At 73.8% G+C, this 15796-nt stretch carries 9 protein-coding genes; all 9 read left to right on the top strand.

Translation table 11 applies throughout. The features are described 5' to 3' along the window. The first annotated feature begins 30 nt into the window (after positions 1 to 30). The 9 genes from F1D97_RS13955 (at position 31) to F1D97_RS13915 (ending at position 15793) form a co-directional block, all read left to right on the top strand. Positions 31 to 1068, top strand: coding sequence for a PhoH family protein (locus tag F1D97_RS13955; protein WP_236121122.1), 1038 nt, complete (start codon positions 31 to 33; stop codon positions 1066 to 1068). Continuing rightward, positions 1065 to 1517 (top strand): rRNA maturation RNase YbeY, encoded by a 453-nt coding sequence (gene ybeY / locus F1D97_RS13950; RefSeq protein ID WP_236121121.1) that lies wholly within the window; start codon positions 1065 to 1067, stop codon positions 1515 to 1517. The genes F1D97_RS13955 and ybeY overlap by 4 nt, the downstream gene beginning before the upstream one ends. Beyond that, the gene (locus F1D97_RS13945; protein WP_236121120.1) at positions 1514 to 2803 is read left to right on the top strand and encodes a hemolysin family protein; all 1290 of its coding nucleotides are present in this window, start codon (positions 1514 to 1516) and stop codon (positions 2801 to 2803) included. Before ybeY ends, F1D97_RS13945 begins: the two co-directional genes overlap by 4 nt. Further along, positions 2800 to 3732, top strand: a complete 933-nt coding sequence (gene era, locus F1D97_RS13940) for a GTPase Era (RefSeq protein WP_236121119.1) — start codon at positions 2800 to 2802, stop codon at positions 3730 to 3732. Before F1D97_RS13945 ends, era begins: the two co-directional genes overlap by 4 nt. A gap of 5 nt (positions 3733 to 3737) precedes the next feature. Continuing rightward, the gene (locus tag F1D97_RS13935) at positions 3738 to 5387 is read left to right on the top strand and encodes an alpha/beta hydrolase family protein (RefSeq protein WP_317618880.1); all 1650 of its coding nucleotides are present in this window, start codon (positions 3738 to 3740) and stop codon (positions 5385 to 5387) included. A 187-nt stretch (positions 5388 to 5574) separates the two neighbouring features. Then, positions 5575 to 6405, top strand: a complete 831-nt coding sequence (locus tag F1D97_RS13930) for a PP2C family protein-serine/threonine phosphatase (RefSeq protein ID WP_236121118.1) — start codon at positions 5575 to 5577, stop codon at positions 6403 to 6405. Continuing rightward, positions 6402 to 7997, top strand: coding sequence for an FHA domain-containing protein (locus F1D97_RS13925; protein ID WP_236121117.1), 1596 nt, complete (start codon positions 6402 to 6404; stop codon positions 7995 to 7997). The genes F1D97_RS13930 and F1D97_RS13925 overlap by 4 nt, the downstream gene beginning before the upstream one ends. Positions 7998 to 8060: 63 nt before the next feature. After that, entirely contained in the window at positions 8061 to 9599 is a 1539-nt protein-coding gene (locus F1D97_RS13920) for a serine/threonine-protein kinase (protein ID WP_236121116.1), read from the top strand. Positions 9600 to 9622: 23 nt separating this feature from the next. Further along, on the top strand, positions 9623 to 15793 hold the full coding sequence (locus F1D97_RS13915; protein ID WP_236121115.1) for an Ig-like domain-containing protein: 6171 nt from the start codon (positions 9623 to 9625) through the stop codon (positions 15791 to 15793). The last annotated feature ends 3 nt before the right edge of the window (positions 15794 to 15796 follow it).

Here is a 15796-nt window from a genome sequence, read left to right as displayed (position 1 = left end):
GACGAAGGAGCGACGGCGCACGCCGAGCACATGGCCGAGACGAACCCCGCACCGCGCGGCGCGAGCACCGCAGCGCCGCACACCGGCGCACCCGCGCTCGTCGAGCACCGCATCACCGTCCCGTCCGAGGTCTCGATGGTCGAGCTGCTCGGGCTGCGCGACGAGGTGCTCAAGGAGATCGAGTCCGGGTTCACCGGGATCGACGTGCACGTGCGCGGCAACGAGGTGCGCCTCGCGGGCCCGGCGGGTGACGTCGCGCTCGTGACGCGCCTGGTCGACGAGCTCGTCGAGATGACCGCGGCCGGCACGCCGCTCACCCCGGACGTCGTGCGCCGCACGGTCGCGATGCTCACGGCCGGGTCGCACGCGCGGCCGGCCGACATCCTGACGTTCAACATCCTGTCCACGCGCGGCAAGACCATCCGGCCGAAGACCGCGGGGCAGAAGGAGTACGTCGACGCGATCGACCGCCACACGGTCACGTTCGGCATCGGGCCCGCGGGCACCGGCAAGACGTACCTCGCGATGGCCAAGGCCGTGCAGGCGCTCAACGACCGCTCCGTGAACCGGATCGTGCTGACGCGGCCCGCGGTCGAGGCGGGCGAGCGGCTCGGCTTCCTGCCCGGCACGCTCGCCGAGAAGATCGACCCCTACCTGCGTCCGCTGTACGACGCGCTGCACGACATGGTCGACCCCGAGTCGATCCCGCGGCTGCTCGAGGCGGGCACGGTCGAGGTCGCGCCGCTCGCCTACATGCGCGGGCGCACCCTCAACGACTCGTTCATCATCCTGGACGAGGCGCAGAACACCTCCGTCGAGCAGATGAAGATGTTCCTCACGCGCCTCGGGTTCGGGAGCAAGGTCGTCGTGACCGGCGACGTCACGCAGGTCGACCTGCCCTCGGGCACCACCTCCGGCCTGCGGGTCGTCGAGCGGATCCTCGGGGACGTCGACGACGTGGCGTTCTGCCGGCTGTCGTCGTCCGACGTGGTCCGGCACCGCCTGGTGAGCGACATCATCGACGCGTACGCGCGCTGGGACGCAGACGGGAGCCACGACCGCCGATGAGCATCGAGGTCAACAACGAGACCGGGTTCGCGGTCGACGAGGCGGAGTTCGCGGCGCTCGCGCGCTACGTGCTCGACGAGATGCACGTGCACCCCCAGACGGACCTGTCGATCATGCTCGTCGACACCGACGTGATGTCCGAGCTGCACGTCAAGTGGATGGACGAGCCCGGCCCGACCGACGTGCTGTCCTTCCCGATGGACGAGCTGCGCCCCGGCCGCGAGGGCGACGTGACGCCCGCCGGCCTGCTCGGCGACGTCGTGCTGTGCCCCGAGGTGGCCGCCCAGCAGGCGGTCGCCGCGGGCCACTCGACCGTCGAGGAGCTCCTGCTGCTCACGACGCACGGGATCCTGCACCTGCTCGGCTTCGACCACGCGGAGCCCGAGGAGGAGAAGGAGATGTTCGGCCTGCAGCGCAGGCTCCTGCTGACCTTCCTGGCCGGCCGGTGAACGACGCGCCAGTCGCGCTGCTCGTCGTCGTCGCCGTCCTGGGCTGGGTGCTCGCGGCGGCGCTCTCGGCGGGCGAGGTCGCGGTCCTGCGGGTCACGCGCGCCGCGGTGACCGAGCTCGTCGCGCGACGCCACCACGCCGCCGACCGGGTGCTCGCGCTCGTCGAGCACCCGCAGCGCGTGGCGTCGTCCGCGGCGTTCTTCCGCCTCGTCGCCGAGGTGCTCGCCACGGTGTGCCTCACGATCGTCGTCGCCTCGACCGACCTGCCGTGGTGGGGCGTGCTGCTCGGCGGGCTCGCGCTGGGTGTCGTGTTCGCCTACCTCGTCGTGCGCGTGAGCCCGCGCACGATCGGTCGCCGTAACCCCGTGCGCGTCCTCACCGTCCTGTCGCGCCTGCTCGCGGGCGTGTCCGCGCTCGCGGGGCCCCTCGCGCGGCGCAGCACGTCGGCGCGCGGCGTCACGGACGACGACGAGGCCGAGCTGCGCGACATGGTGCAGCGCGTGAGCGAGTCCGAGGCGATCGAGGACGACGACCGCGAGCTGTTCCGCTCGGTGCTGTCGCTCGGCGACACGCTCACGCGCGAGGTCATGGTGCCGCGCACCGACATGGTGGTCACGCAGGTCGACACACCGCTGCGCAAGGCGCTCGCGCTCCTGCTGCGCTCCGGGTTCTCGCGCGTGCCCGTCGTGGGGGAGTCCGTCGACGACCTGCGCGGGGTGCTCTACCTCAAGGACGTCGTGCGGCGGATCTCCGTCGCGGACGCCCAGGGTGACGACGACGACGCGCTCGACGCGCCCGCCGAGTCGCTCGCGCGGCCCGCGGTGTTCGTGCCCGAGTCCAAGCCGGTCGACGACCTGCTGCGCGAGCTGCAGGAGGGCTCGTCGCACATCGCGATGGTCGTCGACGAGTACGGCGGCATCGCGGGCCTCGTGACCATCGAGGACGCGCTCGAGGAGATCGTCGGCGAGCTCACCGACGAGCACGACCCGAGCGCCCCGGTCGTGGAGGACCTCGGCGACGGCGTGTACCGCGTGCCCGCGCGGCTGGGCCGCGACGAGCTCGGGGAGCTGTTCGGGCTCGAGGTCGACGACGAGGACGTGGACTCCGCGGGCGGCCTGCTGACCAAGGCGCTCGGCAAGGTCCCGCTCCCGGGGTCGTCGGGCGAGATCCACGGGCTGCACCTGGTGGCCGAGAAGGTCGAGGGACGCCGCCGGCGGCTCGCGACCGTGCTGGTGAGTCGCGTCGAGCACGACGACGACCCCGACGACGAGGACGAGACACGATGACCGACACCACCGCCGCGCCCTTCCGGTCCGGCTTCGCCTGCTTCGTCGGACGGCCCAACGCCGGCAAGTCGACGCTGACCAACGCGCTCGTCGGCCAGAAGGTGGCGATCACGTCCGGCCGCCCGCAGACCACGCGGCACACCATCCGCGGGATCGTGCACCGGGACGACGCGCAGCTCGTGCTCGTCGACACCCCCGGTCTGCACCGCCCGCGCACGCTGCTGGGCGAGCGCCTCAACGACCTGGTCAAGGACACGCTGACCGAGGTCGACGTCGTCGGGTTCTGCCTGCCGGCCGACCAGAAGGTCGGCCCCGGCGACCGGTTCATCGCCGAGCAGCTCGCGGACATGGCGCGCGACGGCCGCGGCACGCCCGTCGTCGCGATCGTCACCAAGGCCGACCTCGTCTCGCGGCAGCGGCTCGCGGAGCACCTGCTCGCGGTGCAGTCGCTCGGCGAGTGGGCGGACATCGTGCCCGTGTCCGCGGTCGGCGGGTACCAGGTCGACGTGCTCGCGGACGTGCTCGTCGGGCACCTGCCCGTCGGGCCCGCCCTCTACCCGGACGGCGAGCTCACCGACGAGCCCGAGGACGTCATGGTCGCCGAGCTCGTGCGCGAGGCGGCGCTCGAGGGCGTGCGCGACGAGCTGCCGCACTCGCTCGCCGTCGTCGTCGAGGAGATCGTCCCGCGCGAGACGCCGGCCGCCGACGGCACGCCCATGCTGGACGTGCGCGTCAACCTGTACGTCGAGCGCGACAGCCAGAAGGCGATCGTCATCGGCCGCGGCGGCGCGCGGCTGCGGGACGTGGGCAGCGAGGCGCGCCGGGGCATCGAGGCGCTGCTCGGCGCGCGCGTCTACCTGGACCTCCACGTCAAGGTCGCCAAGGACTGGCAGCGTGATCCCAAGCAGCTCGGACGCCTCGGCTTCTGACAGTCGTGAGGGAAGGGACCGGGACCACGACCACCACGAGCACACCACCGACGGGCACCCCGCCGACGGGGAGCCCGGCCTCGGGCACGCCGACGGGTACCGGCACGGTGCACGTGCGGCACCGGGACGAGCACCTGCTCACCGGGCCGTACCGCGTGCTCGCCAGCACCGTGCTCGGCGTCGTCGTGCTCGCCGTCCTGGGTGCCGTCATGGGCCCGCAGTGGGACCCGATGCCGCTCACCGACCCGCTCGCGGTCGAGACCACCTCCACCGCGATCGGCGACGCCCCGGCGCTCGAGCACCACGAGGTGCGCCAGGAGATCGTCGAGCTGCAGCTCGACGGCACGACCGTCGAGGCGCAGCTCAGCGTGCCCGTCGGCCTGGCCGAGCCCGCCCGCGCGGCCGTGTTCGTGCACGGAGCGGGGACGCGCACGTACTCCGACGCGTTCTTCGAGCAGGCGCACGCGCTCGCCGAGGCGGGTGTCGTGACGCTCGTGCCGAACAAGCGGCTCGACACGTACACGCTGCGGCACCGCGACTACGTGGCGATGGCCGACGACTACGCGCGCTCGGTGGCGTACCTGAGGTCGTTGCCCGAGGTCGACCCGGAGCGGGTCGGCGTCTACGCCGAGAGCGAGGGCGCGTGGATCGCGCCCGTCATGGCCGCGCAGGACCCCGACCTCGAGTTCGTCGTGCTCGTGTCCGCACCCGTCGTCCCGCCGCGCCAGCAAGCCGCGTTCGCCGCCGACACGTACCTGCGTGCCACGGGCGTGCCGCACGGCGTGTTCCGCGCCATCCCGCGCGCCGTCGGCATGGCGATCCCGGGCGGCGGGTTCGAGTACGTCGACTTCGACGCCACCACCTACCAGCGACGCATGACGCAGCCCGTGCTCATGGTCTACGGCACGGGCGACTCGTCGATGCCGATCGTGCAGGGCGCGGTCCAGGTGATCCGCGACGCCGCGATCGCCGGGAACAGCGACGTCACGGTCCGGTACTACGAGGGCGCGTCGCACGGCATCCGCGTCGACGACGTGATCGTCCCGACGTTCCTGCGTGACGTCGCCGGCTGGGTCGTCGGGCTGCCCGACACCGCGGGCGCGTCCCCGAAGATCGCGGGGGACCAGCCCAACCAGACGTTCCTCGCGATGCCCGTGCCCGAGCCGAGGTGGCTGCACAACGGCGACGTCGTGGCCGTCACGATCCTCGCGTCGTGCGCGGTCGTGCTGCTCGCGGGGCTCGTCGTCCCCGTCGCGCGCGGGTTCGAGCTCGTGGCCGCACGCCGCGGGTCGCGGACCTCAGCGACGCGCCGGTTCGCGCCGGGCGTCGCGCGCTGGGCGGCTGCGCTCGGCGTCGGCGCGGTCGTCACGACCGCCGCGTTCGTCTGGTACATCCTCGTCGTCGCGCGGCTCGCGCTGGACTACACGAGCAACGGGCTCGTCGTGACCGGGCTGTGGATCGCGATCCGCCTCGTCGGCGTGCTCGTCGTCGCCGCCGGGTGCCTGCTGTTCCGCTCGATCGTGCGCAACCGCGCGCACGCGGTGCCGATCGCACCCGGTGCGGCACGCACGGTGTCGCTCGGTGGGGTGGTCGCGGCGTCCGCGGTGCTGCTCGTCGTGCTCGCCTACTGGGGTGTGTACCAGCTCGGCATCTAGGATGCCCCGAGCGATCAGGGCGACTTGCGACGATCGACCGCCTTTCGGGCGGTGACCACCGTGGGTCGCCGTCGTGAGGCACCATGTGGTGGCCGCCATCCGGGCGGTCCGGCACCAGACGAGGCGGAGAGGGGGTCGCGTGCGAACGTCGTGGGGTTCTGCGACCGATCGCGGTCTCATCCGCGAGGTGAACGAGGACGCGCTGCTGGCCTACCCGCCCGTGTTCCTGGTGGCCGACGGCATGGGCGGTCACGACGCGGGGGACCTCGCGAGCCGCATCGCGGTCGAGGAGTTCGCCCAGCTCGCCGGCCAGAGCGCCGCGACCGCGGACGACATCCACTCGTGCTTCTCGCGCACCTCCGCGCGCATCCGTGGTGAGTTCACCGGCGGGCGCCAGGGCGGGACGACGGTCGCGGGCGTCGCGGTCACCGTGCACGACGACACGGCCTACTGGCTGGTGTTCAACGTCGGCGACTCGCGCGTGTACCGCTGGGCCGAGGACGTGCTCGAGCAGGTGAGCGTCGACCACTCCGTGGTCCAGGAGCTCCTCGACCAGGGGCGCATCGAGCCCGCGGACGCGGACACGCATCCCGAGCGCCACGTCCTGACGCGTGCGCTCGGCACGGGCGACGAGCCCGAGCCGGACTACTGGCTCCTGCCCGCCGGGCTGCACGACCGCCTCCTCATCTGCACCGACGGGCTCACCCGTGAGCTCGGGGACGGCGAGATCGAGGCCGTGCTGTCGCAGGTCGCCGACGCGCAGGACGCCGCCAACGAGCTCGTGCGGCGGTCGCTCGACGCGGGCGCCCGGGACAACGTCAGCGCGGTCGTCGTGGACGTCGCCACGTCCGTCGGCGCGCTCGACGACGTGCACATCACCGTCCCGCGCGCGGGCTCGCAGCTCGGCCCGCACCTGTGGGACGAGATGCTGCACGGCGCGACGGTGCCCCGCGCCCGCCGCTCGTCCACGCAGGCGCCCGGCGCCGGCGACCCGTCGTCCGAGGAGGTCACGTCATGAGCGTCCCCGAGTACCTGCCCGGCCGGTGGACCGCCGCGTCGCGCCCCGGGTTCGTGGCCCTGCTCGGCCCGACCGCGGCGCCCGCGACCGCCCGCGCGGTGTGGGAGGCGTCGTCGGACGGTCTCCTCGCCGCGCTCGTCGTGCTCGCCCGCAACGGCTTCGCGGGGCTGCCCGCGTTCGCGCTCGTCCACCTCGACGGCGACCGTGCGCACCTCGCGCTGCGCGGCGACGTGACGGCCGAGGTGGGCACGGCCTCCGGCACGCGCACGCTGCGGTCGGGCGACGTGGGCACGTGGAGCGAGCAGGTCGTCGAGGACGTCACGTGGGTGCGCCTGCGGGGCGACGACGCGTCCGACGAGGGGACGCGGCTGCCGCTCGCGGACGGCGTCGCGCCGGCGTCGGCGCTGAGCGTCGTGCTCGTCGAGGGTGCCGACCTGGTGGCCGACGAGGTCGCGGCCGGCGAGGCGGACGAGGTGGCCGACGACGTGGTGGTCGTCGCCGCGCCCGACGTCGAGCCCGAGCCGGCCACCGAGGAGCCCGCGCACGAGCTCGAGGAGTCCGGGGCGGCCGAGGACGAGCCCGCGGCCGACCTGGCGGCCGGCGCCGTGAGCGACACTGCGAGCGACGCCGAGAGCGACACCGCGAGCGACGCCGAGAGCGACACCGCGAGCGACGACGTCCCGGCACCTGCCGTCATCGACGTGCCCGCGGCACCGGCAGCCCCGTCGGCCCCGAGCCTGCCGGTGCTGCCGCCGCCGGGCGCGGCGATCCTGGGCGAGCCGCTCGAGGAGGCGGCCGAGGTGCCCGCGCAGCGCAGCGAGCCCGATGCGCCGCAGCCCGCCGAGGCGGTCACCGTCCCTGCGGCGGGCGAGGGCGTCGCCGACGACGTCGCCGACGAGCCCGCGGAGCGGCCCGCGCACGAGGCCGACGTCGCCGGGTCACCGGTGGACGTGACCGCGACCCACGTGAACCCGGTGGTCCCGGACGTCCCGGCGCGCCCGGAGCCCTCGGCGCCCGAGCCGGTGCCCGCGCTCGTCGCCCTCGGCACGCCCGAGGCGGACGTCGAGTCGACCGTCGACGACGTGCGCACGCTCGTCGGCCCCGCGTCGCAGGACGACCACGACGGCCTGACGATCCTGTCCTCCGACCTGGCGCAGATCCGCGAGCAGCTGCCCGCGTGGGCCGCGCAGTGGCCGCAGGAGGGCGCGACGCCCGGCCCGTTCACGGTGCCCGAGCCCGCCGCGCCGCAGGACCCGCCGCGCCTCGTGCTCTCCACGGGCGTCGAGGTCACACTCGACCGCACGGTCCTGCTCGGTCGCGCGCCGCAGGTCGCGCGCGTGACGAACCGCGAGCTGCCCCGCCTGGTGGCGGTGCCGAGCCCGCAGCAGGACATCTCCCGCACGCACGCCGAGGTCCGCGCCGAGGGCGAGCACGTGCTCGTCACCGACCTGCACTCGACCAACGGCGTGCACGTCACGCGGCAGGGCGAGGGGGCGCGCCGGCTGCACCCGGGCGAGGCGAGCGTCGTCGTGCCGGGCGAGGTCGTCGACCTCGGTGACGGCGTCACGTTCACGGTGGAGGCCGGGCGGTGACGGTCGCGGCATGACTTCGCACACGACGGCCCGCACCGTCACGCGCCGCACGGGGCGGCGCGGATGACGGCGAGACGCGAGGCGTCGGCCCCGCCGACGCTCCCCGGGTACGCGCACGTCCGGACCCTCGGGCTCGGCGGCTTCGCCGACGTGTTCCTGTACCGGCAGGACCTGCCGCGGCGTGACGTCGCGGTCAAGGTGCTGCTCGCGGGCAGCCTGGACGACGAGGTGCGGGCCCGGTTCCAGACCGAGGCCAACCTCATGGCCCAGCTGTCGCACCACCCGTCGATCGTCACCGTCTACCAGGCGGCGATCGCGTCCGACGGTCGGCCGTACCTCGTCATGGAGTACTGCTCGCGGCCGGGCCTCGCGGAGCGGTACCGCGCGGAGCGGATCAGCGTGGCCGAGGTGCTGCGCATCGGCGTGCGCCTCGCGTCGGCGGTCGAGACCGCGCACCGCGCGGGCATCCTGCACCGCGACATCAAGCCCGCGAACGTCCTGACGACGGACTTCGGCTGGCCCGCCCTGACCGACTTCGGCATCGCCGCGACCACGGGGCAGGGTGCGGGCGCGACGGTCGGCATGTCGATCCCGTGGTCGCCGCCCGAGCTGCTCGCGGAGCACCCGCACGGCGACGAGCGCTCGGACGTGTACTCGCTCGCGGCGACGCTGTACTCGCTGCTCGCGGGCCGCACGCCGTTCGAGATCCCGGGCGGGCAGAACGGCGCCCAGCAGCTCGTCGCGCGCATCGAGCGCGCTCCGCTGCCACCCACGGGTCGCGACGACGTGCCCGCCGACCTGCACGCGGTCCTCGAGCGCGCGATGTCGAAGGTCCCCGAGCTGCGTCACCCGTCGGCGGCGGCGTTCGGCCGCGCTCTGCAGCAGGTCGAGGCGGACCTGCGGCTGCCGGTCACCCCGCTCGACCTGCTCGACGAGGGCGTGGTCGAGCCCTCGCAGCCGCGGTCCGACACCGCAGCGGCCGACGCGACGCGGCTGCGCTCGATCGTCGAGATCTCGTCCGCCCCGCCCCAGGCGCCCCCGGTGGACGACGCCCAGACGCGCGTGCGCGGCCCCGTCACGGTCCAGCCGCAGCCGCAGCAGGTCGGCCCGGGCTTCCTCGCGCCGCCGCCCGCCCCGCCGCAGCCGGTCCCGGCTGGCGAGGTCGAGCACGACGACGACGCGCCGGCCCGCGGCCGCACCGTGGCGGCGCTCGTCTCGGGTGCCGTCGTGCTCGCCGCGCTGGCGGTCGTCGCGGCGGCCGCGCTGAACGGGGGAGACCCCGAGCCGCGACCCGGCGACACGGACTTCGCCCCGACGGACGGGACCGCGGTCGAGGCGGTCGTGCCCGCGCCGCACTCGCTCGAGGGCGCGCGCGACGCCTCGGGCGACGTGACGTTCTCCTGGGTGAACCCCGACCCGAGGCCGGACGACCACTACCTGTGGGGGGTGCTGAAGGTGACCGGCGAGCCGGAGCGCGAGGTGGCCGACGAGCCGACCGTGACGATCCCCGCCGCCCGGGCCGGCGACGAGGTGTGCATCGAGGTGTCGATCGTGCGCGCCGACCGGCGCGTGTCCGCCAAGCCCGCGCAGGCGTGCGCATGAGGGGCCTCGCGTCACGTCGCCACGTGACGACCGCGGCCGCGGTCGTCACCGTCCCCGCGGTCGTCGCGGTCCTCGCGCTGCTCAACCCCGGCTTCCCGCTCGCACGCGTCGAGCTGAACGACGGCGCGGTGTGGCTCACCGCCACGCAGGACCACAAGCTCGGCCGGTACAACGTGCAGATCGACGAGCTCAACGCCGGTCTCGTCGCGGAGCAGGGCTCGTTCGACGTGCTGCAGGACGCCGCCGACGTCGTGCTGGTGGAGTCCGGCCGCGTCTCCGTGGTCGACCCGGCGTCCGTGTCGCTCACGACGCAGGTCACCGCCCCGGGCGTGCAGCCGTCCCTCGTCCAGGACTCCGCGGTGTCGATGACCGCGGGCGTCCTGTCGCTCGTGGACTCCGAGGGCGGGCTGCACGTGCGCGCGCTGGGCGACCTCGACTCGATGCGGCCCGGGGAGGGGGAGCCCGACGCCGAGCTGGGCCGCGGCGGCCGTGCGGTCGTCGGGACGGACGGCGTCGCGTACGGCGTCGCACCCGACGGCACGGTCACCGAGGTCGCCGTGTCCGGGAACGGTGCGCGTACCTCGCAGGACGGGTCGCTCGGCGAGGGCGAGCTCGACCAGCTCACCGCGGTCGGCGACGAGCCCGTGGGGCTGCGCGGCAGCACGGTCGTCACCCGGCACGGCTCCGTCGACCTGACCGGCACGAACCTCACGCTCCAGCAGCCCGGACCGGCGTCGTCGCGCGTGCTCGTCTCGAGCGACACCGCGCTGATCGAGGTGCCGCTGGACGGCGGCTCGCCCATCGAGCACCCGTCGAGCGGCTCGGGCAAGCCGGCCGCCCCCGTCCAGGTGGGGACGTGCGCGCACGGCGCGTGGGCATCGGTCAAGGGCTCCTACCAGCGGCTGTGCGACGGCGCGGCGCCCGTGGAGCTCGCGCTGCAGGACATGTCGGTCGAGGACCAGCTCGTCTTCCGCGTGAACCGCTCGCAGGTCGTGCTCAACGACGCGCTGCGCGGGCGGGTCTGGGAGCCGCAGGAGGACACCGAGCTGCGGGCCCTCAACTGGGACGACATCGAGCAGAAGAAGAAGGACGACGAGGACCCCGAGAAGGAGGAGTCCGACGTCAGCTCGAGCGAGCTGCAGGCGGAGTGCTCCGCCGAGTCGGCGCCGCCGCTGGCGAAGAACGACACGTTCGGCGTGCGCCCGGGACGCACGACGATCCTGCCGGTGCTCGCGAACGACTCCTCGTCCGACTGCGGCATCCTCGTCGTCAGCGAGTTCGAGTCGGAGAAGGTGCCGGCGGCGTTCGGCAGCGTCCGGGCGATCTACGGGGGGCGCGCGCTGCAGGTCGAGGTCGACGGCGACGCGGCCGGCGAGGTCGAGTTCTCGTACACGATCGAGGACGGGCGCGGCACGTCCGCCCCGTCCACGGCGACCGTGAAGCTCGAGGTGCACGGGGACGGCGAGAACTCCGCACCCGTCCAGGACCGGCGTGGTTCCCTGGACGTCGAGCAGGGCGGTCAGGCGCGCTACGACGCGCTCGCGAACTTCCACGACCCCGACGGCGACGACATGGTGCTCGTCGGGGCCACCACGGACGCCTCGATCGGGACCGTGCAGTTCCGCCAGGACGGGACCATCACGTTCCGTGCGGACGGCGGCAAGCTGGGCCGCGCGAAGGTCACGGTCCTCGTGTCGGACGGCTCGTCGCTCGACCCGACGCCCGGCGAGATCGAGGTCGACGTGCGCTCGGCCGGCTCGCTGCCGCCGCTCATCGACCCCGTGCACGCGGTGACGTACGTGGACCAGCCCGTGCTGCTCGAGCCGCTCAAGGCCGTGCGGTCGACCGGTGCCGAGCCCGCGCGGCTCGCGTCGGTCGAGGAGGTCACGGGCGCGACCGTCACGTCCGACCTGCAGGCCGGCACGTTCACGTTCTCCGCGCCGCGCACCGGCTCGTACTACGTGAAGTTCGTCGTCGCGGCACCGCCCCAGCAGGCCACGGGGATCGCGCGCATCGACGTGCGGGACTGGCCCGAGGAGGCCGAGCCGCCCGTCGCGGTGCGCGACCGTGCGTTCCTGCCCGCGGGCGGCGAGGTGACGATCGACCCGCTCGCCAACGACTCCGACCCCGCGGGCGGCCTGCTCGTGCTGCAGTCGGTCGACACGTCCGACGCGGACGGCCTGAGCGTCGCGATCCTCGACCACCACTTCGTGCAGATCCGCTCCGAGCGCACGCTCGACCGCGTCGTCGTGCTGCCGTACACGATCTCGAACGGCAGCAAGAACGCGACCGGCCAGATCGTCGTCCAGCCCGTGCCGCCCGCGTCGTCGACCCAGCCGCCCGTCGTCGAGCCCGTCGAGGCGACGGTCCGCACGGGCGGCGTCGTCACCATCCCCGTGCTCGACAGCGCGTACGACCCCGACGGTGACGCGCTGACGCTGCAGCGCGCGCTCGTCGAGGAGCTCGGCGACGGCGAGGGCCTGATGTTCGTCTCGGGCGACGTCCTGCGGTACCAGGCGCCGTCCAAGCCCGTGACGGCACGCGCGGTGTTCGCCGTCGAGGACTCGACCGGCCGGGTGACCGCGGCGAGCGTGACCGTGCGCGTGCACGAGTCCGACCCGGACACGAAGGCCCCGCCGCAGCCGCGCGACCTCGAGGCGCGCGTGTTCGCCGGTGAGGTCGTGCGCATCGACGTCCCGCTCATCGGCATCGACCCCGACGGCGACGGCGTCGCGCTGCTCGGTCTCGCGAGCGGCACGACGAAGGGCCGCGTCCGCGCGGTGGGCGCCGACTGGATCGAGTACGAGGCCTACGCCGACTCGACCGGCACCGAGGAGTTCGAGTACGCCGTCGAGGACTGGGTCGGCCAGCGCGCCGTCGGCACGATCCGCGTCGGCATCAGCCCACGCCCGAGCGACGCGGCCGCGGTCGTCGCGCGCGACGACGAGGTGACGATCCGCCCCGGTGAGCGCATCGAGGTGCGCGTGCTCGCGAACGACGTCGACAACTCCGGCGACGAGCTCACGCTCGCGGGCATCCAGCCGGGCGAGGGCGTCGACGCGGTCATCAACGGTCGTCGCGTGGTCGTCACCGCGCCCGACGAGGAGACCGTGCTGCAGATCCTGTACACGGTCACCAACTCGCGCGGCGGGCAGGACACCGCGGTGCTGACGGTCAAGGTGACCGCCGACGCCCCCGTGCTGCCGCCGATCGCGGAGGACGTCGTCGTGCCCGCCACCGAGACGTTCGGGCTCACCGAGGTCGTCGTCGACGTGCTCGCGACGGCCCAGAACCCGAGCGGGCCCGAGAGCGACCTCGACATCCGCATCCCGGCGTCCGTCGCGTCGGTCGCGAAGGTCACCGCCGACCGCAAGGTCCTCGTCACGCTGTCGGACCAGACCCAGACGCTCCCGTTCGAGCTCGTCAACGTGCGCGACCCGGAGAACGCCAACGCGTACGCGTTCATCACCGTGCCGCCGCTCGGGTTCATCCGGCCCTCGCTGCGACCCGGCGCGCCGGCGCTGCGGGTCGCGTCCGGCGAGACGCTCACGATCGAGCTCGAGGAGCAGATCAAGGTCGCGCAGGGTCGTCGGCCGTCGGTCGCCGACCCGCTCCAGGTGTCCGCGACGCGCGGGACGGTCAAGATCGCGAAGGACGGACGCTCGGTCACGTTCACGCCGACGGACGACTACTCCGGCCCGGCCTCGGTCACCATGCCCGTCACCGACGCCACCTCGGCGAACGACACGTCCGCGCGGACCGCCTACCTCACGCTGCCCATCGAGGTGTTCGCGGTCGACGACCACCCGCCGACGTTCCTCGCGTCCGTGGTCGAGGTCGCGCCCGGCGACCCCGCGAAGACGGTCGACCTGCGGGCGTTCACCCAGACCCCCGAGGGGACCGAGCCCGCCGAGGGCCGGTACACGTACGCGATCTCCGGCGCGGTGCCGGCCGGCTTCAAGGCGACGCTCGACGAGTCGCGGCTGTCCGTCGAGGCGGACTTCGCGACCGACAAGGGCACGCGCGGGCTGCTCCAGCTGACGATCGGCTACGGCCGCGCAGGCAAGCTCGACGCCCAGGTCGACCTGCGCGCCATCGCGAGCACCCGCCCCAAGGCGAAGGTCCTCGACTGGACGGTCGACAAGGCCGAGGAGGGCAGGCCCGAGACGCTCGACGTGCTCGAGGGTGCCTTCAACCCGTTCGCGCCCGAGCCCCTGCGCGTGGTCGGGGCGACCGTGGAGTCCGGGCAGGGCACGGCCTCCGCGACCTCGTCGCGCGTCACGGTCACGCCCGCCGAGGGGTTCATCGGCACGCTCGTCGTGCGCTACCGCGTGCGGGACGTGATCGACGAGGCGGACCGCGAGGTCGACGGCCGGGTCACGCTCAAGGTCCGCGGCGTGCCGGAGCGGCCGACCCCGCCGAAGGTCCAGGAGAGCGGCGACCGCACCGTCCTGCTGTCGTGGGCGGCTCCCGACAACCGGGGCGCGCCGATCACGGAGTACCGGCTCACCACCCAGGACGGCCGGACGTGGCCGTGCAAGTCGACGACCTGCACGTTCGAGGGGCTGACGAACGCCCAGAAGTACACGTTCACGGTCGCGGCGATGAACGAGGTCGGGTGGTCGGAGGAGTCCGCGCCGTCCGGCCAGGCGATCCCCGACGCGAAGCCCGAGGCTCCCGACCGGGTGAACGTCGAGGGCTTCGGCGACGAGTCCCTGACGTGGAGCTGGTCGGCCGCCGAGACGCGCGGCTCGAAGATCCGCAAGTACGACATCGAGATCTCGCCGACGCCGCCCAACGGCAAGGCGGTCCGCGAGTCGACGACGACGAGCTACAGCACCGACGGTCTCCAGAACGGCACGTCGTACTCGATCCGCGTGCGTGCGTACAACGACCTCGAGGAGCCGAGCGCCTGGTCCGCCTCGTCGGCGACCGAGATCCCCGCGGGGAAGCCCGATGCACCGCCCGAGGTCACCGCCACGCGGGTCGACACCGACATGGGCGGGCAGATCGTCGTGCGCTGGCGACCGCCGTCGAACAACGGCGACAAGATCAAGCACTACAGGCTCACGATCTCCGGTGGCCCGAACAGCCGCGTCGAGGACCAGATCACCGACACGTCCTTCTCGTTCACGAACGCCAAGAACGGGGTCAGCTACACGTTCGCCGTCCAGGCCGTGAACAAGGCGGGGGCCGGGGAGGCCGCGACGGCCCAGGCGCTCACGTACGGCCTGCCGGGCGTGCCGAAGATGCGGACGCCCTCCGCCCCGCCGTTCGAGGGCAGGGTCGACCTCAGCTGGGACGCGGCCGACGACAACGGTTCCGAGGTCCGCTACGAGGTGCGGCAGGACTCCGGCGCCGAGGTCGCGGTCGGGTCCGCGACGTCGACGAGCTTCTCCGGGCTGAAGGGCGGCGTGTCGCACTCGTACCAGGTGCGCGCGGTGAACGCCGCGGGCGCGGGCGCGTGGAGCGACCCCGTGTCGGCGACCCCGACGACCACCGCGTCCGCGCCCACGGGGGGCGACGCGACCATCACGGCCCGGGAGAGCTACGGCAAGCCCACCGAGCTGACGGTCTCGTGGTCGCCGCCGAGCGACGCGGGGTCCGACGCGAAGGTCCGCTACAAGTGGGCCGTGTGGACGGCGGAGAACTCCGCGGAGTCGTCGAACGCGACAGAGTCGCGCAGCATCCCCGTCGACATCTCCCGGTGGGACTGGCCCCCGGGCCGCCAGCGCACCGTGACGCTGCGCGTCACCGCGGTGACCGAGCTCGAGGGACGTCCGCGCGACGGCGGCGTGATGACGCAGCAGTGGACGTTCGACGGGTGGGGCAACCGTCCGTCGGAGGTCACGTCGATCACGGTGACGCCCGACTCGGCCACCGACCCGGGCTCGTTCGCGGTCGCGTGGACGGCGCCCTCGGACGGCGGCGTGGCGATCGAGAAGTACGAGATCGGCTTCCGGGTGCAGGAGGGCGGCAGCTTCTCGGGCTGGCGGTCCGTCGGCAAGGCCCTGGAGGCGACGATCGACGCCTCGGAGGTCGTCGGTGGGCGCCGGCCGGGCAAGTACACGTTGATCGTCACGGTCCGGGCCGTGAACGCGCTCGGGGACGGACCCGCAGGGCAGGGGACCGCGTCGTTCACGATCTCCGACCCCGACGCCGAACCCAGCCCCGACCCCGACGGCGGGGGCTGACCC

The sequence above is a fragment of the Cellulomonas palmilytica genome (genome assembly GCF_021590045.1).
GTDB classification, from domain to species: Bacteria; Actinomycetota; Actinomycetes; order Actinomycetales; family Cellulomonadaceae; genus Cellulomonas; species Cellulomonas palmilytica.
The sequence above is the reverse complement of the archived record's forward strand: the minus strand, read 5'-3'. Positions and strand labels throughout refer to the sequence as shown.